This window comes from Marinobacter sediminicola, from assembly GCF_031157525.1.
Taxonomy (GTDB): domain Bacteria; phylum Pseudomonadota; class Gammaproteobacteria; order Pseudomonadales; family Oleiphilaceae; genus Marinobacter; species Marinobacter sediminicola.
Genome location: NZ_JAVIXR010000010.1, coordinates 118,948 through 136,522, shown reverse-complemented (window position 1 = coordinate 136,522; position 17,575 = coordinate 118,948). Strand labels below are relative to the sequence as shown.

Below are 17,575 nucleotides of genomic sequence, written 5' to 3'. Positions count from 1 at the left end.
TTTCCAGAAGAAAAGACACCCCGCCCCGCGGCAAACACCCACCTGGTCAGTCCTGCCAATAAGGTCCCGATTAAACCCGCTTCCCGCGAACCAACTCCTGCACTAACGCCGCAGCAGCACCAGAAACTTCCTCAGTGCTCTCAGCTGTCACCGACACATTGGCGATATCAGTGCCAAGATTCACAGCAATCGCAATCAGCCCATAGGCAGTCAGCAGTTGCGCAGTGCGGCGACGGTCGTCGGCATTGCCAGCATTATCCTCGCTCAGGATCACCGAGGTTTTGCCTTGATCAAACAATGCGCGCTCAACAGCCAAGGCAAGGGCATGTGCCTGCTTGCCGGAGCAGCCAATAATCATCGGCTTCTGTGCCAGGCGGCGTTCGCGCTCATCCGGACTCACGGGCTCCAGAGTTCCAGCAGTATCAGCCAGGCCATCAATCATGCCGGCACCAACAGTTACGTTGGTGAGCCTGTCGATCACAATAAAACTGCCCGTGGCATGGTTACGCTGGTACGCGTCAAAGGCGATTGGCTGGCTCAGTGTTAGATCGCATAATCCAATTTCGTTCACCTGCAACAGGGCAGGGTTAGCGTGCTGTTCCAGCGTGTTCACATCAGTCTGGTAATGGATTTTCCGAACCGTGCCGGAAGTGAACGTAGGCCCCAGTTTGATGTCGTACAGGCGGCCAGTATGCAAAGGCGCATCTGCCATCCACACAATGTTGGCCTTAAAACGGTTGCCCACTTCCGGCTCGTCTTCCGGTTTCACCAGCATGTCGCCACGGCTGATATCTATCTCATCTTCCAGCGTCAACGTGACCGCTTGGTCAATGTAGGCCTCTTCGAGATTGCCATCGAAGGTCACGACTTCCTTGACGGTACTGGTGCGTCGCGAGGGCAGGGCCATAACCGTGTCGCCGGGGCGGATCACGCCGGATGCGATGGTGCCGCAGAAGCCACGGAAGTTGAGGTTGGGGCGTGTGACGTATTGCACGGGGAACCGGAAGTGCTCCAGGTTCTTGTCGCGGTTTACTTCTACCGTTTCCAGAATATCCATCAGTGCCTGGCCGTTAAACCAGGGCGTGTTCTCGCTGCGGTTGACGACGTTATCGCCTTCCAGCGCAGAGATAGGCACAAAACGGATGTCTTTCAGCCCGAGTTTCGCGGCGAACGCCAGGTATTCCTCTCTGATTTCGTTGAAGCGGTCTTCGCTGAAATCCACCAGATCCATTTTATTCACGGCCACGACGATGTGACGGATGCCAAGTAGGGACGCTATATAGGAGTGCCTGCGGGTCTGGGTCAGTACACCACGGCGGGCGTCGATCATCAGAATGGCGACCTGCGCAGTTGAGGCTCCGGTAGCCATGTTGCGGGTGTACTGCTCATGCCCTGGGGTGTCTGCAATGATGAACTTGCGCTTATCGGTAGAGAAATAGCGATAGGCAACATCAATGGTTATGCCTTGCTCACGTTCTGCCTGCAAGCCATCCACCAGCAGAGCAAGGTCCAGCTTTTCGCCGGTGGTGCCCATTTTGGCACTGTCGGTTTTAAGGCTGGCCATGTGATCTTCATAGATCATCTTGGTGTCGTGCAGCAGACGGCCGATCAGGGTGCTCTTGCCGTCGTCTACACTGCCGCAAGTGAGTAGGCGCAGCAGTTCCTTGTTCTCGTGCTGCTTCAGGTAAGCCTGGATATCGTCAGCAATAAGATCAGATTGATGTGACATATCAGAAGTACCCTTCGCGTTTTTTCTGTTCCATGGAGCCAGCCGAGTCGTGATCAATCACGCGGCCCTGTCGTTCCGAGCTGGTGGCCAGCAGCATTTCCTGAATGATTTCCGGCAACGTATCTGCCTCGGATTCAATGGCGCCGGTCAGCGGGTAGCAGCCAAGGGTGCGGAAGCGGATGGATTTCATCATCGGCTTTTCCCCTTCCTTTAGTGGCATGCGGTCGTCGTCCACCATGATCAGCGAACCATCGCGCTCTACAACCGGGCGCACGGCTGAGTAGTAGAGCGGGACAATTTCAATGTTTTCCAGATAGATATACTGCCAGATATCCAGTTCAGTCCAGTTGGACAGTGGGAACACGCGGATGCTTTCGCCTTTGTTCACCTTACCGTTATATGTATTCCACAGTTCCGGGCGTTGGTTTTTTGGGTCCCACCGGTGGTATTCGTCACGGAATGAGTAGACCCGTTCCTTGGCCCGGGATTTTTCTTCATCCCGGCGGGCGCCGCCGAAAGCCGCATCGAAACCATGCTTGTCTAGCGCCTGCTTGAGGGCTTGGGTTTTCATCACGTCGGTATGTTTGGCACTGCCATGGGTAAACGGCCCAATACCTTGGTCTACGCCGTCCTGATTCGTGTGAACAATCAGGTCTAGTCCATACTCCTTTACCTTGCGCTCCCGGAAATCGATCATGTCCCGAAATTTCCAGGTGGTATCTACATGCATCAAGGGGAAGGGCATTTTACCCGGGTAAAAGGCTTTGCGGGCGAGGTGTAGCATTACCGCAGAGTCTTTACCGATAGAGTAGAGCATCACCGGGTTGTCAAACTCGGCTGCCACTTCGCGAATGATGTGGATGCTTTCCGCTTCCAGTTGTTTCAGATGCGTAAGGTTGTATGTGGTCATGAGTATCCGTTGCCGCAGCGGGCCTTGAAGGCTTGCAAATAGAGTAGCAACTATATCAGAGGCGATATGGCTATAAGAAGGGTCGCGGTTAGAGTTTTAAGTTATAGGAATATAGCGCTTCAATGAACCCGCCGGTGACCAGTCGTGTGGGCTCGATCAAGGATATAGCGGGAACGCTGTACGGGTCAGACTGGTTTAAGTGTGTCGGCCAGAAGTTTTCGTACATACCGGTCGATATAGTCAAACCCGTTTCCTTCGAAATCGGCAAACTGAATGCCCAGCTGAAATTCGTCCCGGGCCATCCTGCGCAGGTGGACAATGTGTCCTTTGGCTAATATGGATACGGGTTGAGTTGCAACAACAGGCACAGAAAATCGAGCTTTAACGTCAATCCAGTTTCCTGGGGTGGGGGCTCTTAGACGTGGTATGAGCTGTCCTGCGGCTTCCTGATTACAGAAAATCATAACGCCTGTGCGGGACATGTTGGAGATTTTGCAGTTGATCTGACAACCATCAAGCTTTTCGATAACGATGTCACTTACAACATCCACACGTTGTTGGTTGCGCAGGTTTGGTTTAACTGTGACGGCTTTCATGGGCGCTCGTATTGACACTGTTAGGCATGCTCGGGTTCAAATAATGTTTCAGAACAACGTGTAACTTGCAAAAAGTGTAGTTGTTTATTTTCTGATCAGCAACTTGAGTGTCGTACATTGTGGCAGATTTCCAGTATATTTCTGAACAAGGGTTCACATATTTGATCGAGATCAGAATTCTTTTGCATTTCAGATGGCTCCGCTTTTGCTGCAGAACGCCCCCTTAGTGGTGTAAAATCCCCGATTCTATTTATTCATTCGCATGCTCCCGGCGCTCATTCCTGTGCGCCCGCTGAGCGCCAGGAATCCTGAAACGTTATATGACAGAAATAACCGAGAATAAAGTTGCCGGCAACGGCAAGGTGGGCTTCATCAGTTTGGGTTGCCCCAAAGCTCTGGTGGATTCCGAGCGCATACTCACCCAGCTTCGGTTGGATGGCTACGACGTGGTGCCTACATACAACGATGCGGACATTGTTGTAGTGAACACCTGCGGTTTTATTGATGCGGCCAAACAGGAATCTCTGGATGCCATAGGTGAAGCCATCAAGGAAAACGGCAAAGTGATTGTCACCGGTTGCATGGGCGTTGAAGCGGAAAAAATCCGTGAAACCCACCCGGGTGTGCTGGCGGTTTCGGGCCCGCACGCTTATGAGGAAGTGGTGGGCGCAGTGCATCAGTTTGTTCCGCCGGCCCGCGAGCATGATCCGTTTACCGATCTGGTTCCGCCTCAGGGCATAAAGCTTACGCCACGGCATTACGCATACCTCAAGATTTCCGAAGGCTGTAACCATCGCTGCACCTTCTGCATTATTCCGTCCATGCGGGGCGACCTGGTGAGCCGGCCCATTGGCGATGTGATGGACGAAGCTCAGCGTTTGGTTGACGCAGGCGTTAAAGAATTACTGGTGATCTCCCAGGATACGTCGGCCTACGGTGTAGACACCAAGTACCGAACCGGCTTCTGGCAGGGGCGTCCGCTGAAAACCAAAATGCAGTCCTTGTGTGAGGCTTTGGGCGAGTTGGGTGTGTGGGTGCGCCTGCATTATGTTTACCCTTACCCGCACGTAGATGACATCATTCCGCTGATGGCCGAAGGCAAGATCCTGCCGTATCTGGACATTCCGTTCCAGCACGCCAGCCCGAAAGTGCTGAAGGCTATGAAACGCCCCGCTCACGACAGCAAAACCCTGGACCGTATCCGTAAATGGCGGGAAATCTGCCCGGAACTGACCATCCGCTCCACCTTTATCGTTGGCTTTCCGGGTGAAACAGAAGAAGATTTCCAGTACCTGCTGGATTGGCTGGATGAAGCGCAATTGGATCGCGTGGGTGCCTTTACCTACAGTGCGGTTGAGGGTGCCAAGGCCAATGAGATTGAAGGCGCGGTACCTGAAGACGTGAAAGAGGAGCGCCTGGCGCGCTTTATGACCAAGCAGGCAGAAATTTCAGCGGCCCGTTTGCAGGCAAAGATAGGCGCCACGATTGATGTGCTGATTGATGAGGTGGACGAGGAGGGCGCAATTGGTCGTTCCAAGGCGGATGCGCCGGAGATTGATGGCATGGTGTATCTGAACGATGTTACCGATCTGAAGCCCGGGCAGATAGTTAAGGTGCTTGTTGAGCATGCCGATGAGCATGATCTATGGGCCGTTCTGGCGTGAGTTGAATGAAACCAAAAAGGCCTCGATATGTTCGAGGCCTTTTTGATTATGGCATACGGCTATCCGTTGATTTTGGCTATGTAATCCGCGTAATACTGATCGAAAGTCTTGAATTCCAGGCTGTCTCGACCGCAGCAGCGGATGTCTCCTGACTTGATGTCATATACCCAGCCGTGCACCTGAATTTTACCTGTGGCCAGCTTCGCGGCGACCACTGGGTGCGTGCGCAGATGCTGTACCTGTTGCTGCACGTTTTCCTCTATGGCCTCATTGAGGTACTTGCTGTCCAGGCAAGCGTCGGTCGGAATGTCGTGCCGTTCACGGACGATTTCTATGGCTGATCGGCAGTGCCCCAGCCACTCCTTTACGTGTGGCAGTCCTTTCAGTGCCGGTATGTCCAGAGCACCGGTAATAGCGCCGCAATCTGTGTGGCCACAGACAATAATGTGGCGTACACCCAGAACCGCAACGGCGTATTCAATAGAAGCCGTCATGCTTCCGGTTTCATTGCTGTGGGGTGGGATGACGTTACCGGCATTTCGACAAATGAACAGGTCGCCCGGGTGAGAGCCCGTGAGCATATTCGGGTCGATGCGGGAATCCGAGCAGGTAACAAACAGTACATCCGGGTTCTGGCTCGTAGCCAGTGCACCAAACAGGTCTTTGTGCTCCGGGTAAACGTTTTTGTGAAAATTCAGTACGCCGCGAACAATGTGATCCATGTTGCCTCCTTCTGCCGATCAGGCAATTTCGATTAGTACTTCACCCGGAGTAACCCGGTCGCCCTTGGTGACGTGAACCGCCTGCACGGTGCCATCAACACTGGAGTGGATTTCGGTTTCCATTTTCATGGCCTCGGTAATCAGAACTGCCTGGCCGGCGGTGACCGAATCCCCTTCCTTTACCAGTACATCCACAACATTTCCGGGCATGGCTGTGCTGACATGACCTGGATCGGTTGCGCGCTTGCGACCTTTGCCGCCACCCTCTGCCACATATTCGTTCAGGGATTCGAATACCACTTCTTCGGGCATGCCATCCAGCGACAGATACAGTTTGCGCTTACCAGGCCCTGTGGTGCCAACACCGGTTACTGCCACTTCGTAGGTTTCACCGTGCACATCAATACGGAATTCAGTGGCAACCCCGGTGCCCAAGCGGCTTTGCCCGGATTGCTCTACTGGCAGCAGCTCTTCCGGTTTGAGCGTGCCATCCTTGCGTTGCTGCAAGAACTCCCGGCCCAGATCGGGGAACATGGCGTATGTGAGCACATCTTCTTCACAACTTGCCAGACTACCAATGTCTTCTCGCAATTTGTCCAGCTCAGGGTTGATCAAATCGGCCGGACGTCCATCATTGACCGCCTCATTGCCGATGGCTTTTTTGCGGATGTCGGCATTTACTTCAGCAGGGGGGTGGCCATAGCCGCCCTGCAGGTAACGCTTAACTTCGTTGGTGATGGTTTTGTAGCGTTGCCCGGCCAAAACGTTATAAACCGCTTGAGTACCAACAATCTGGGATGTGGGCGTTACCAGCGGTGGGTAGCCAAGATCCTGTCGAACCCTTGGGATTTCGTCGAATACGTCGTTGATCTTGTCGAGGGCATTCTGTTCCTTCAGCTGATTGGCCAGGTTTGACATCATGCCGCCAGGAACCTGGTTGATCTGCACTGAAACGTCTTCCCGGGTGAACTCGCTTTCGAATTGATGATACTTTTTACGGACCTCGCGAAAGTAGTCCGCGATTTCGCTGAGCTGCTCCAGATCCAGCCCGGTGTCGTACTCCGTGCCCTTAAGCGCGGCTACCTGGGATTCTGTAGCCGGGTGACTGGTGCCGCTGGCAAAGGCCGAAATGGCCGTATCAATCCGGTCGGCACCGGCTTCGATGGCTTTGAGTTGGCACATGGGTGCAAGCCCGGCGGTTGAGTGGCTATGCACCACCAATGGCAGGTCTACAGAAGACTTGATTGCCTTAACCAGTTCAAACGTGGCGTAGGGTGTCAGCAACCCCGCCATGTCTTTTATGGCAATGGAATCGGCGCCCATGGTTTTGAGCTGTTCAGCCTGTTTCACGAACAACGCAGGCGTATGCACGGGGCTGGTGGTGTAGCAAATTGTACCCTGAGCGTGCTTGCCAGCCTTCTTTACCGCTTTCATGGCGGTTTCCAGATTGCGAAGGTCGTTTAGTGCATCGAATACCCGGAACACATCGATGCCATTGTCGGCCGCCTTCTGTACGAAAGCCTCAACCACATCATCGGCATAATGGCGGTATCCCAAAAGGTTCTGGCCGCGTAGCAGCATTTGCAAACGGGTGTTGGGCAAAGCTTCGCGCAGTTGGCGCAGGCGCTCCCATGGGTCTTCTTTCAGGAAACGTACGCAGGCATCAAACGTAGCGCCGCCCCAGACTTCCAGGGACCAATAGCCCACTTTGTCCAGTTTGTCGCAGATCGGCAGCATGTCCTCCGTGCGCATGCGGGTGGCGATCAGGGATTGGTGCGCATCACGAAGAATTACGTCGGTAACTTCAATCTTTTTTGCGTTGCTCATGTTCAGTCTCCTGTGGATTACCAGCCAGCATGGGCTGCAATAGTGGCGGCAATCGCCAGTGCCACGGCACTGGGGTCACGTTTCTTCGAATAGTTCAGCAGTTCCGGATGGCTGGGTACGAAGCTGGTGTCAAAATGACCATTGCGGAAGTCTGGATGATCCAGAATCTGCTGATAGTAATTGGCGGTGGTTTTGATGCCATGCAGGCGCATGTCGTCCAGAGCCCGCTTGCCCCGTGCGATTACCTCTTCCCAGGTCAGTGCCCACACAACCAGCTTCAGACACATGGAATCGTAGTAAGGAGGGATTTCGTAACCGGTATAGATGGCGGTATCCACCCGCACACCCGGGCCGCCGGGGGCGTAGTAATGAGTGATGCGGCCAAAGCTGGGCAAGAAGTCGTTCTTTGGATCTTCGGCGTTAATACGAAATTGCAGTGCATAGCCCCGAAACTGAATATCCTCCTGCCGATAGCTCAGGGGTAGGCCAGAGGCGATGCGCAGTTGTTCTCGCACAATATCTACGCCGGTAATGGCCTCGGTAATGGTGTGCTCCACCTGCACCCGGGTATTCATTTCCATGAAGTAGACTTCGTTGCCCGTGAGCAGGAACTCCACCGTGCCTGCGTTCTCATAGCTCACGGCTTTTGCTGCACGCACCGCCAGATCACCGATGTACTGGCGCTGTTCCGGCGTCAGCTGCGGGCTCGGGGCAATCTCGATCAGTTTCTGATTGCGACGCTGAATGGAGCAGTCGCGTTCAAACAGATGGATGGCATCGCCCTGGCTGTCTGCCAGTATCTGCACCTCAATGTGGCGCGGATTCACTATGCACTTTTCCATAAATACTTCTGCCGAGCCAAAGGCCTTCGTGGCTTCGGAAATCACGCGTGGGTACTGGGTAGTCAGCTCTTGCGGTGTGTCGCACCGACGAATGCCACGACCGCCGCCACCCGACGTGGCTTTCAGCATTACCGGGTAGCCTATGTCGTTAGCCAGTTCCAGAGCCTCATCAAGGCTATCCAGATTGCCTTCAGAGCCCGGAGTAATGGGTATGCCGGCGGCACGCATGCTATCGCGGGCCTGGGTTTTGTCGCCCATGCCGTGGATGACGCTGGATTTCGGGCCAATGAACGCCACACCCTTCTGTTCGCACAGGCGGGCAAAGTTGGCGTTTTCCGACAGAAAACCATAGCCGGGATGAATAGCATCGCAGCCGGTTTCGACTGCCAGGTTTACGATGCGAGCCGGGTCTAGATAGCCCGCTAGAGGGTCTTCGCCCAGAGAGTAGGATTCATCAGCCCGCTTAACATGCAGCCCGTAGCGATCCGGTTCGGTATAAATTGCCACCGAACGTATCCCCATCTCTGCACAAGCCCGCACAATGCGCACGGCAATCTCGCCACGATTGGCGATCAACACTTTCTTCAGCATGGGAAGTTCCTCATTGCTTCGTCCCGAATGAAGGTAGGAAAAGAATAACGAGGATTGCTGATCAGTAAAAATTGATATTATTTCGTTTATATATAAGTTAAACGTTATGAATGGGTTGTTAAAAGGAGAGCTTATGCCGCTCAGCATCCAGAAGCTGGCGAACAGACTGACGTTTCGGCAGTTGCAGGTGTTCAAAGCCGTCTATGACATGAAAAGCTACAGCAAGGCAGGAGATTTGCTGGGATTGACCCAGCCAGCCGTCAGCAGTCAGGTGCGACACCTGGAGCAGGCTCTGAACATGCCGATGTTCGAATACATAGGCCGAAAACTCTATTGCACCGCGGCAGGGGAAGAAATGGCCGCGTGCGTGCGTTCAGTATTCGGCGAGCTTGCCGACATGCAGAACCGCTTGGCGGCGCTGGAAGGCAGAGTGGCGGGCGACTTGCGGCTGGTGGCAGTAAGTACCGCCCAATACGTGGTGCCCTACCTGTTGGGCGCATTCCTCGAACAGAACCCGCAGGTCAACATATCGGTATCTGTAGTCAACCGCGCAACCGCATTGGAGCGCCTGAAAGAAAACAGCGACGACCTTATCATCATGGGTATGGTCCCCCAGGGCCGACCACTAACCTCGCTGCCGTTTCTGGACAACGAACTGATCCCCGTAGCCGCGGCTGGCCACCCGTTGCTTGAACAAGAGTCAGTCAGCGCAGAAGCATTTCTGCACAGCCGACTCCTCACCAGAGAACCCGGCTCCGGCAGTCGGCTGGCGCTGGAAGTCTACTTCCAGCAACACCAACTGAGAATCGACCCAATCATGGAGTTGGGCTCTAACGACGCGGTTAAACATGCGGTGTTGGCGAGGTTAGGCGTCGCGGTCGTGCCCAAGTTAAGCGTGTTATCGGAATTAGCTCTGGGCTCTTTGAGAGCCCTGGACATTGCCGGCTTCCCACTGCGCCGCAGTTGGTGCGTGGTCTATCCACAAGGACGACACCCAACACCAGCTATGAAGGCGTTCGTTAACTATGTTCAGCAAAATATTGCGCGGTTCGAGCGGTTGTTTAAAGGGTTAGCTGCCAATTAAGAGAGGTTCGGATCAGAAAGTGGATGCAGTGGCGCTCGAGAGTTATCTCATATTCATGTCGGGTGGGCTTTAAACCCACCCCTCCCCATAACTAAATGGCTAGGGCCAATTTAGAGGCCCAAACCCAAACCAATCAACCCCCAAGTTTCCGAACAAGAATCTCATTGAACAGCTTAGGATTCCCTTGGCCCTTGGAGGCCTTCATCAAAGGACCCATAAAGCCGCCCAGCATCTTCTTTTGCTTCTTGGGATCAGCCTCTTGCTGATACTGGGCAACCTGATCCGGCATCCCGGCCAGAACCTCATCAACCATTGCCTCCAGCGCCCCGGTATCCGACACCTGCTTCAGACCCTGAGCATCAATGATGGCATCCGCATTGTCTCCGTCACCGTTCCAAAGGGCCTCAAGCACCTTCTTGGCGCCGGAGGACGACACAGTATTGTCGGCAATACGCGCCACCAACTGGCCGAGCTGCTCGCCGCTGATGGGCGCCTGTGCCACGGATTTATCCTCCGCGTTCAGGCGTGCCGAGAATTCGCCCAGCACCCAGTTGGCCGCCAGCTTGGCATCTTTTCCGTGTTCTGCGACCGCTTCGAAGAAAGCCGACAGCTTGGCATCATCGCTCAGCAAACGGGCGTCGTAATCGTTGAGGCTGTACTGCTCCATGAATCGTGCTTTGCGCTCATCCGGCAATTCCGGCAACAAATCCCGGGCGCTCTCAATAAACGCATCGTCAATCACTACGGGCAGCAGATCCGGGCAGGGGAAGTAGCGGTAATCGTTGGCTTCTTCCTTGCTGCGCATTGAGCGTGATTCATCGCGCTCACCGTTGTACAGACGAGTTTCCTGAATAATGCGGCCGCCGTCTTCCAGAATGTCCATCTGCCGCTCCACTTCATGGGCAATGGCCTGCTCCATAAAACGGAAGGAGTTCAGGTTCTTGGTTTCCGTGCGCGTGCCCAGTTCGTCCGAGCCTTTCGGCTTGAGCGAAATGTTTACATCAAAGCGCAGGGAACCCTGGCTCATATCGCCATCGCAGATGCCAATTGAAGACACCAGGCTGTGCAGTTTTTTGGCAAAGGCCACAGCTTCTTCTGCGCTGTTCATGTCCGGTTCGGTGACAATTTCAATCAGCGGTGTACCGGCGCGGTTCAGGTCGATGCCCGTCATGCCATGAAAGTCTTCGTGGAGCGATTTGCCGGCATCTTCTTCCAGGTGAGCATGATGAATCCGCACACGCTTGCTGCTGCCATTGGCCAAATCAATATCCACAAAGCCCGGACCCACAATGGGGTGGTCCAGCTGCGTGGTTTGATAACCCTTGGGCAAATCCGGGTAGAAGTAGTTTTTACGATCAAACACCGAGCGCCGGCCGATTTCAGCGTTTACTGCTAAGCCGAACATCACCGCATAGCGAAAGGCCTGCTCGTTCGGAACAGGCAAGGTGCCGGGCATAGCTAAATCGACAGCGCTGGCCTGGGTGTTGGGCTCGGCACCAAATGCCGTGCTGGAGCCGGAAAAAATCTTGGTTTTGGTGGCAAGCTGAACATGAATTTCCAGCCCGATCACAATATCCCACTGCATAGTCGTTCTCCTGATTCGGGCTTACTGGGGAAGCTTTTGGTGCCAGTCGGTAACTTGCTGGAACTGATGGGCCGCATTCAGCAGGCGAGCCTCTTCGAAATAGTTCCCGATAATCTGCAAGCCAACAGGCAGGCCGTCGACAAAACCTGCTGGTACCGACATGGCTGGAACACCCGCAAGGTTCACGGCAATGGTGAAAATATCTTCCAGGTACATGGTCACCGGATCATTGGTGTTCGCGCCTTGCACAAAAGCAGGTGAGGGCGAAACCGGGCTCATCAGCACATCCACCTCTTTGAATGCATTAATGAAATCCTGCTGGATCAGGCGTCGAACCTTCTGGGCTTTCAAATAATAGGCATCAAAATAGCCGGCTGAAAGCGCATAGGTGCCAACCAGAATCCGGCGTTTCACCTCATCTCCGAAACCTTCGGCCCGGGTGCGGGTGTACAGGTCGTTCAGGTCTTGCGGGCTCTCACAGCGATAGCCGTAACGCACGCCATCAAAACGCGACAGGTTGGCAGAGGCCTCTGCTGGCGCAATGACGTAGTAGGCAGCAATGGCCAGCTTGGCGTGGGGCAGTGATACTTCTTTTACGGTGGCACCGAGCTTTTCGTATTCCTTAACCGCATTCCGAATCTGTTGCTCCATCGCGGGGCTCAGTTGGTCGGAGAAGTACTCTTTGGGAAGGCCGACGCGAAGGCCTTTCAGCGGCTCGTTCAGGGTGGCGGTATAATCCGGTACGGCCTGATTAGCAGATGTGGAGTCTTTTGGATCAAACCCCGCCATCACATTCAGCATCAGCGCGTTGTCTTCAGCGGTACGCGCCATGGTGCCGCCCTGATCAAGGCTGGAGGCAAAGGCAATAATACCGTAGCGGGACACCCGCCCGTAGGTAGGCTTCAGGCCCGTAATGCCGCACAGGGCAGCCGGCTGACGAATGGAACCACCAGTATCAGTTGCGGTGGCGGCAGGTACAAGGCGAGCAGCAATGGCGGCTGCGGAACCACCGGAGGATCCACCAGGCACACGCTTCTCGCCGGCGCTCAATCCCCAGGGGTTGGTTACCGGGCCGAAAAAGCTGGATTCGTTGGAAGAGCCCATGGCGAACTCATCCATATTGGTTTTGCCCAAGCACACAGCGCCGGCCGCGCGGAAGTTGGCGGTTACCGTGGAGTCGTAAGGCGGCACAAAGTTGGCCAGCATTTTAGAGCCGGCCGTGGTTGCCACACCGTTGGTGCAGAAGATGTCTTTGTGGGCAAAGGGCACGCCGGTCCAAACGCTGGCTTTGCCTGCTGCACGTTGCTCATCTGCGGATTTGGCATCCGCCATGGCCTGGTCTTCGGTTACGGTAATGAAGCTGTTGTACTGCTGGTCTTCGGTTTTAATACGATCGAGGAACTCTCGGGTCAGTTCCACGCTTGAAATCTTGCCGCTTTCCAGCTCGCGGGTAAGCTCTGCTACGGATTTGTTATGCATGTTCAATCCTGATTGTGGGCCGATGGTGGGCTCGTCAGATCACTCAATAACCCGAGGTACGAGATAAAGGCCGTCTTCAGTAGCCGGCGCAATGGCCTGGAAGGCCTCCCGTTGATTGGTCTCGGTTACGTTGTCAGCCCGTAAACGCTGCACGGCATCCAGCGGGTGGGACAGCGGTTCTACGTTGTCGGTGTCTGCGGCTCTGAGCTGGTCAACCAGGCTCAGGATATTGCCCAAGTCGTCTTCCAGTGCGGGTATCTGCTCTTCGTCGAGGCGAATGCGGGCCAGCACGGCGACTTTTTCAATGTCTTCGCGGGAAATGGTCACGTTGACTCCAATGTATGAAACAGCGTTTTCTAGAAGGTGGATATGGTAACAGATTCGCGGCTGGGCGGGAGGGGCGCTGCGACGCCGAAAATCTACTCAATTGGCCGGGTATCATCCAGCAAGTCTTCGGCTGCGGCGTCGTTCCGCTCTTCCCGCACTTGCCGCGTAATGTGGGTGTCCGGCCGCACGTTCAGCACTTCATCAGCCGGTAACTCTGACGTGGGCGAAGGCTTGGCTGAACCCGTGTTCGGCTCCTGTGTCCGCTCTGGCCGCTTTGACGTATCTTCGGCAGCCTGTGTGCCGGGCGTTTGATCGAAGCGCAGTCTGTATATGGGCTCGGGTAGGGTGAAACCCTGGCTCTCCAGTGCATTCTTGGCGGCACGAATCGAGAGGCTGCGAGCTTTTCCGAAATCAGATTCGCGCTGGTCAATCCAGGCTGTGAACTTGATAAGAATGTTGGAGTCGCCCACGGATTCAATAATGCCGCTAGGTTCCGGGTCGTCCAGCACCCAGACCAGCTGCTGCATCGCCGTAAGGCCGGTTTGTATAGCCAGGGCCGGGTCGTCCTCTGCGTCGACCCCCAGAACAAAATCAAAGCGGCGCTGAGGATTGCGAGAGTAATTCAGGATGACGGCTTTGAAAACCGTAGCGTTGGGGATGCGCAGATGGTTACCGTCAAGCGTCATTAGCACGGTGGAACGCGAGGTCAGCCTCACCACAACACCTTCATAATCGTTGATGATTACGTGTTCCTGAGCCCGGAACGGCTGGCGGATACTCAGCATGATGCTGGAAATGTAATTTTCCATGGAGTCTTTTACCGCGAAGCTGATCGCCAGCCCCAACACGCCCGCGCCACCTAGAAGAGTGCCCATCAGCGCTGTAGCGCCGAGTATGTTCAGTGCCAGCAGCAGCCCCAGGAGAATGGTGATCAGCCTTACCGCGTGCCCAGCCAGTTCCGCCAGAAAGGGATTTTTGGTTACCCGTGACCAGAGCGGTGCGTGACTTGCCAGCCGGTGCCCAGCGAACGCCACCAGTGCAAAAATACTGAATGCCACCAGAAATAGTGGCAGGGCCCGTATCCAGCCGCGCAGAGTGTTCTGTAACGAATCCCACAGGGGGTCGAGGTTGTCCTGCAAATCCAGAGTGCGGACAATGCTGTCATCAACTGCGATGGCACCCTCTACCCGGCTGGCGAGTTTCAATGCCCGTTGGGCCTGAGCCTCGTTCGCAGTCTCGCCTGAAAGCGCCACTACGCCGCTGGTCACGTTAACCTGCAAAGAGTCAAACTGCGGAATCTGGGAAAAAATCCCGGAAATGCGCTGCGTTATCAATGCGTCGCTGTCTGCTGCCGGCTCAAGGGTAATTGCGCCAGCTGGCTCTGCCTCTTGTTGCTGAGCCAGAACCAGTGAGGGGGCAAAAACCGTTAGCGCTACAACCAAAAGCAAGCGCCTGCCAAGCCAAGCTGTGCCGAGATACTTTGGCAGGTTAATCTTTGGTATTCTCAATAGAGGCCTCTCCGGTGGCAGTAAAATCCGATTATCATGGATGGACTTTCGGGCCATCTTTAATGTAAAGCAAAGTTCAGCGCACCGCCTGCGTCAACCAGAAATCCGCGCAAAGCCCTTGGCTGACTCTCCACGCACATGACCAATTTTTCATGCCCGGAGCAATATCATTTGCCTTTGCGGCCGGCTGCGCCTTGCCTGCGCGGGGGGGCACTGATAAAGTTGCCGCATCTTTCTGCAACCGCAACTCTCAGGTTGAAACTACACGAATGTTGATTAAAAGACTCCGAGGCTTATTCTCCAGCGACCTGTCCATTGATCTGGGCACCGCCAACACCCTTATTTTCGTGCGTGACCGCGGGATTGTGCTGAACGAGCCGTCCGTAGTAGCCATTCGTACCACCAACTCCCAGAAAACGGTTGCCGCTGTTGGTGCCGAAGCGAAGCGCATGCTGGGGCGTACACCCGGCAACATTACCGCCATTCGCCCCATGAAAGACGGCGTCATTGCCGATTTCGTGGTGACTGAAAAGATGCTCCAGCACTTCATCCATAAGGTGCATGAGAACAGCTTTATCACTCCAAGCCCGCGGGTTTTGGTGTGTGTGCCCAGTAAATCGACTCAGGTGGAACGTAAAGCCATCCGTGAGTCTGCTCTGGGTGCAGGTGCCCGGGAAGTGTTCCTGATTGAAGAGCCCATGGCAGCGGCCATAGGCGCAGGGCTGCCGGTTGAAGAAGCCAGCGGCTCAATGATTGTGGATATCGGTGGGGGTACTTCAGAAATCGCCATTATCTCCTTGAATGGCATTGTATATGCTGATTCTGTCAGGGTAGGTGGTGACAAGTTTGATGAAGCCATCGTTACCTACGTGCGCCGTAATTACGGCAGCCTGATTGGTGACACCACCGCAGAACGCATCAAACACGAAATCGGGTGTGCCTACGAAGGCCTCGAGATTCTCGAAATTGATGTGCGCGGACGCAATCTGGCCGAAGGTGTGCCCCGTGCGTTCACCCTTAACAGTGAAGAAATTCTGGATGCCCTCCAGGAATCTCTGGCGCAGATTGTACAGACAGTTAAAAGCGCGCTGGAACAGTCCCCGCCGGAACTGGCTTCTGATATTGCCGAGCGCGGCATTGTGCTGACCGGTGGTGGAGCCTTGCTGCGCGGGCTGGACAAGCTGATCAGTGAAGAAACCGGGCTTCCGGTAATCATTGCAGAAGATCCGCTGACCTGTGTTGCCCGTGGTGGCGGCAAGGCGCTGGAAGTTATTGATCGGGGTGGCATTGGAATGTTCTCCCAGGAGGGATAATCCTTTGGGGAGGGATCACCATTAAAACCATTTTTGTTCAGGGGCCTGTGCCAGGCCTTCGGCTCCTGCTCGTTATTATTGTATCGGCGGCGTTGATCGTCGCCGATCAGCAGTTTGACCGTGTTACCCCCGTTCGCAGTACCTTGGCAACCGCGCTCACGCCGGTGTATTGGCTGGGCAATGCTCCTTATCAGTTCAGTGACTGGGTGGCTGGCCTGTTCACCACCCGAGAAGATGTGAAACAGGAAAACGAAGACCTGAAAGCCCGTCTGCTTATCCTGGAGCGCAGGGCCCTCAAATACGCCGCTCTGGCATCTGAAAACAATGAACTTCGCCGCTTGATGAACTCTTCTGAACTGCTCGATGACCGGGTGATCGTCAGCGAAGTAGTCGGGGTGTCACCAGATCCCTATTCCCACGAAATTATTATCAATAAAGGTCGAAGTGACGATTTGCAGGTGGGGCAGGCCATATTGGATGCCCATGGCTTGATGGGGCAAGTTGTGCAGACCAGCCAAATTGCCTCCCGCGTGCTTCTTGTCTCAGACAGTAGTCATGCGGTACCTGTTGAAGTTGTGCGCAATGGGCTTCGAGCTATTCTTCTGGGGACTGGCGATTCAGGCACCCTGGATCTGGTTCACGTGCCAGACACAGCAGACATTCGAGAAGGCGATCTTCTGGTGAGCTCTGGACTCGGTGGGCGCTTCCCCAGAGGGTATCCGGTTGCGGAGGTAAGCCTGATCAAAAAAGAGCCTGGGGAGCCGTTTGTTACCATTCAGGCCCGCCCGAAGGCGCAACTCAATCAGAGCCGTCTGGTGCTTGTTGTATTCCCGCCCAAAAGCGAACACCCGGCAGAAGCAGGTGACGACATGCCTTCCGACATACCGTCGGCTGACGCGGGTCAGGGGGGGCAAGGCTGATGTTATCTGTCATCAGTTATCCGGTATTTGTGTTGTCCGTGATCGTATCACTGGTATTGAGTATTTCTCTCTTCCCCACGGGCTGGTTTGAATTTCGCCCTGAGTGGTTGGGACTGGTTGTGTTTTACTGGACTTTCCGTGCTCCGGCTCAATTTGGCGTCTTGCTCGCATGGTGCCTTGGGCTGCTGCTGGATGTGCTGGAAGCGACGCCATTGGGCGTTAACGCGCTGGGGATGGGGTTGACTGCGTTTCTGGTGCTGACAATTCACCAGCGGCTGCGGATGTACCCTGTGCTACAGCAGTGTGTGATGGTTTTTCTCCTGCTGGGGATCAACCAGATGCTGGTGCATTTTCTCAAGCAGATGTTTGGTGGCGAAGATGCCGGCTTCAGTTATCTTTGGCCCGCACTCACCAGCGCCGTGATCTGGCCAGTGTTCTGCATATTTCTGGACAACATTAACAGGAAGCTGGGTTAGCC

Annotated in this window: 15 protein-coding genes; 5 read left to right on the top strand and 10 right to left on the bottom strand. The window is 54.8% G+C overall.

Annotated elements, in window-relative coordinates; genetic code table 11:
• Positions 1 to 70: 70 nt before the first annotated feature.
• From cysN to RG807_RS14050, 3 genes are all read right to left on the bottom strand, one after another.
• Positions 71 to 1,729, bottom strand: coding sequence for a sulfate adenylyltransferase subunit CysN (gene cysN, locus RG807_RS14060; protein ID WP_309045444.1), 1,659 nt, complete (start codon positions 1,727 to 1,729; stop codon positions 71 to 73).
• A gap of 1 nt (position 1,730) precedes the next feature.
• Positions 1,731 to 2,639, bottom strand: coding sequence for a sulfate adenylyltransferase subunit CysD (cysD, locus tag RG807_RS14055; protein ID WP_298448284.1), 909 nt, complete (start codon positions 2,637 to 2,639; stop codon positions 1,731 to 1,733).
• 185 nt (positions 2,640 to 2,824) lie between these two features.
• Entirely contained in the window at positions 2,825 to 3,235 is a 411-nt protein-coding gene (locus RG807_RS14050) for a PilZ domain-containing protein (protein WP_309045443.1), read from the bottom strand.
• A gap of 320 nt (positions 3,236 to 3,555) precedes the next feature.
• Here RG807_RS14050 and rimO point away from each other — a divergent pair, with 320 nt between their 5' ends.
• Positions 3,556 to 4,899: a 30S ribosomal protein S12 methylthiotransferase RimO gene (rimO, locus tag RG807_RS14045; protein ID WP_309045442.1), complete on the top strand. Its 1,344-nt coding sequence runs from the start codon at positions 3,556 to 3,558 to the stop codon at positions 4,897 to 4,899.
• A gap of 59 nt (positions 4,900 to 4,958) precedes the next feature.
• On the opposite strand, the gene RG807_RS14040 is transcribed toward rimO, so the two are convergent.
• Genes RG807_RS14040 through RG807_RS14030 form a run of 3 tightly spaced genes read right to left on the bottom strand, consistent with a single transcriptional unit; the run spans position 4,959 to position 8,881 of the window.
• Positions 4,959 to 5,621 (bottom strand): carbonic anhydrase, encoded by a 663-nt coding sequence (locus tag RG807_RS14040; RefSeq protein ID WP_309045441.1) that lies wholly within the window; start codon positions 5,619 to 5,621, stop codon positions 4,959 to 4,961.
• 18 nt (positions 5,622 to 5,639) lie between these two features.
• Entirely contained in the window at positions 5,640 to 7,448 is a 1,809-nt protein-coding gene (gene oadA / locus RG807_RS14035; RefSeq protein ID WP_309045440.1) for a sodium-extruding oxaloacetate decarboxylase subunit alpha, read from the bottom strand.
• A 17-nt stretch (positions 7,449 to 7,465) separates the two neighbouring features.
• Positions 7,466 to 8,881 carry an acetyl-CoA carboxylase biotin carboxylase subunit gene (locus tag RG807_RS14030; protein WP_309045439.1) on the bottom strand — a complete coding sequence of 472 codons (1,416 nt, stop codon included), beginning with the start codon at positions 8,879 to 8,881 and terminating at the stop codon, positions 7,466 to 7,468.
• Between the two features lie 133 nt (positions 8,882 to 9,014).
• Here RG807_RS14030 and RG807_RS14025 point away from each other — a divergent pair, with 133 nt between their 5' ends.
• Positions 9,015 to 9,965 carry a LysR family transcriptional regulator gene (locus RG807_RS14025; RefSeq protein ID WP_309045438.1) on the top strand — a complete coding sequence of 317 codons (951 nt, stop codon included), beginning with the start codon at positions 9,015 to 9,017 and terminating at the stop codon, positions 9,963 to 9,965.
• 133 nt (positions 9,966 to 10,098) lie between these two features.
• Here RG807_RS14025 and gatB read toward each other — a convergent pair whose 3' ends face one another.
• The 4 genes from gatB to RG807_RS14005 all read right to left on the bottom strand — a co-directional run bounded on the left by gatB (position 10,099) and on the right by RG807_RS14005 (position 14,864).
• A complete protein-coding gene (gene gatB, locus RG807_RS14020; RefSeq protein WP_309045450.1) occupies positions 10,099 to 11,565 on the bottom strand; it encodes an Asp-tRNA(Asn)/Glu-tRNA(Gln) amidotransferase subunit GatB in 1,467 nt (488 codons plus the stop codon).
• Between the two features lie 6 nt (positions 11,566 to 11,571).
• On the bottom strand, positions 11,572 to 13,029 hold the full coding sequence (gatA, locus tag RG807_RS14015) for an Asp-tRNA(Asn)/Glu-tRNA(Gln) amidotransferase subunit GatA (RefSeq protein ID WP_309045437.1): 1,458 nt from the start codon (positions 13,027 to 13,029) through the stop codon (positions 11,572 to 11,574).
• Between the two features lie 39 nt (positions 13,030 to 13,068).
• Entirely contained in the window at positions 13,069 to 13,356 is a 288-nt protein-coding gene (gene gatC, locus RG807_RS14010) for an Asp-tRNA(Asn)/Glu-tRNA(Gln) amidotransferase subunit GatC (protein WP_309045436.1), read from the bottom strand.
• Positions 13,357 to 13,448: 92 nt separating this feature from the next.
• Positions 13,449 to 14,864, bottom strand: coding sequence for a mechanosensitive ion channel domain-containing protein (locus RG807_RS14005; protein ID WP_309045435.1), 1,416 nt, complete (start codon positions 14,862 to 14,864; stop codon positions 13,449 to 13,451).
• 272 nt (positions 14,865 to 15,136) lie between these two features.
• Here RG807_RS14005 and RG807_RS14000 point away from each other — a divergent pair, with 272 nt between their 5' ends.
• From RG807_RS14000 to mreD, 3 genes are read left to right on the top strand one after another with little or no spacing between them, the layout of a single operon-like run.
• Positions 15,137 to 16,177, top strand: coding sequence for a rod shape-determining protein (locus RG807_RS14000; protein ID WP_200202776.1), 1,041 nt, complete (start codon positions 15,137 to 15,139; stop codon positions 16,175 to 16,177).
• A 29-nt stretch (positions 16,178 to 16,206) separates the two neighbouring features.
• Complete coding sequence (mreC, locus tag RG807_RS13995) at positions 16,207 to 17,097, top strand: rod shape-determining protein MreC (RefSeq protein WP_309045449.1); 891 nt, start codon at positions 16,207 to 16,209, stop codon at positions 17,095 to 17,097.
• Entirely contained in the window at positions 17,097 to 17,573 is a 477-nt protein-coding gene (gene mreD / locus RG807_RS13990) for a rod shape-determining protein MreD (protein ID WP_309045434.1), read from the top strand. Before mreC ends, mreD begins: the two co-directional genes overlap by 1 nt.
• Positions 17,574 to 17,575 lie beyond the last annotated feature (2 nt).

What these genes read in the sequence shown, in the direction of transcription:
- RG807_RS14040 (WP_309045441.1), bottom strand. Translation starts at nt 5,621, where the DNA reads ATGGATCACATTGTTCGCGGCGTACTGAATTTTCACAAAAACGTTTAC.
- RG807_RS14050 (WP_309045443.1), bottom strand. Translation starts at nt 3,235, where the DNA reads ATGAAAGCCGTCACAGTTAAACCAAACCTGCGCAACCAACAACGTGTG.
- cysN (WP_309045444.1), bottom strand. Translation starts at nt 1,729, where the DNA reads ATGTCACATCAATCTGATCTTATTGCTGACGATATCCAGGCTTACCTG.
- oadA (WP_309045440.1), bottom strand. Translation starts at nt 7,448, where the DNA reads ATGAGCAACGCAAAAAAGATTGAAGTTACCGACGTAATTCTTCGTGAT.
- RG807_RS14030 (WP_309045439.1), bottom strand. Translation starts at nt 8,881, where the DNA reads ATGCTGAAGAAAGTGTTGATCGCCAATCGTGGCGAGATTGCCGTGCGC.
- gatA (WP_309045437.1), bottom strand. Translation starts at nt 13,029, where the DNA reads ATGCATAACAAATCCGTAGCAGAGCTTACCCGCGAGCTGGAAAGCGGC.
- rimO (WP_309045442.1), top strand. Translation starts at nt 3,556, where the DNA reads ATGACAGAAATAACCGAGAATAAAGTTGCCGGCAACGGCAAGGTGGGC.
- RG807_RS14025 (WP_309045438.1), top strand. Translation starts at nt 9,015, where the DNA reads ATGCCGCTCAGCATCCAGAAGCTGGCGAACAGACTGACGTTTCGGCAG.
- cysD (WP_298448284.1), bottom strand. Translation starts at nt 2,639, where the DNA reads ATGACCACATACAACCTTACGCATCTGAAACAACTGGAAGCGGAAAGC.
- mreD (WP_309045434.1), top strand. Translation starts at nt 17,097, where the DNA reads ATGTTATCTGTCATCAGTTATCCGGTATTTGTGTTGTCCGTGATCGTA.